This window comes from Micromonospora aridisoli, from assembly GCF_056150025.1.
Genome location: NZ_JAXCFK010000079.1, coordinates 1 through 619 on the forward strand (window position 1 = coordinate 1; position 619 = coordinate 619).

Sequence of the window (619 nt, forward strand, 5' to 3'; positions counted from 1 at the left end):
TCTATATTTAATCAGGGAAAGTGAAAGAGAGCAGTACATGGATCGAATTGATGCCTTGGACAAAGTGAAAAAGTTAAAGATGCTAGGTGACAAAAAACATACTTCAATAAAATTCTTGTCAGAGTATTTCGGAATGAAAGTACCTACATTGACTACATACATCCACAGAAATAATGAGGTTTTGGTTGAAGATGGACTAAAGAAACTAGAAGGATTAGAGCTTGAAGGGTTTAAGCATAAATATAATATGCCTGGGAAGTTCATTAAGCTATATATCGTTCCTAAAAGAGCAGCTTTAAGATTGGCAATGATCCTTAAAAATTCAGATACAGCCATTAAGGTAAGAAAAGAACTCACAGATGAGGAGGACGGTGCTCAACAAGAGTTTGTTCCAGCAGTTGAAGTTGTTGCAATGATAAAAGAAATGATGAAGTCGAACAATATACAAATTCTACATGAGGTGAAGAACATGTTAACGCCGATTTTTAATATGCAGCAATCTGTGCAAAACATGACAGAAACCTCAACAAAAGAAATCTTTGATCTTAAAAACGAAATTTTGTCTTTGAAACATGAAAAGACTGGAACAAACAAACTATTAGCTGATAAAGACGACAAG

At 34.2% G+C, this 619-nt stretch carries 1 protein-coding gene; it reads left to right on the top strand.

Annotated elements, in window-relative coordinates; all coding sequences use genetic code 11:
* Positions 1 to 37 precede the first annotated feature (37 nt).
* Positions 38 to 619 (top strand): hypothetical protein (locus SM447_RS29445; RefSeq protein ID WP_474576126.1); only part of this gene is annotated, 582 nt, incomplete at its 3' end.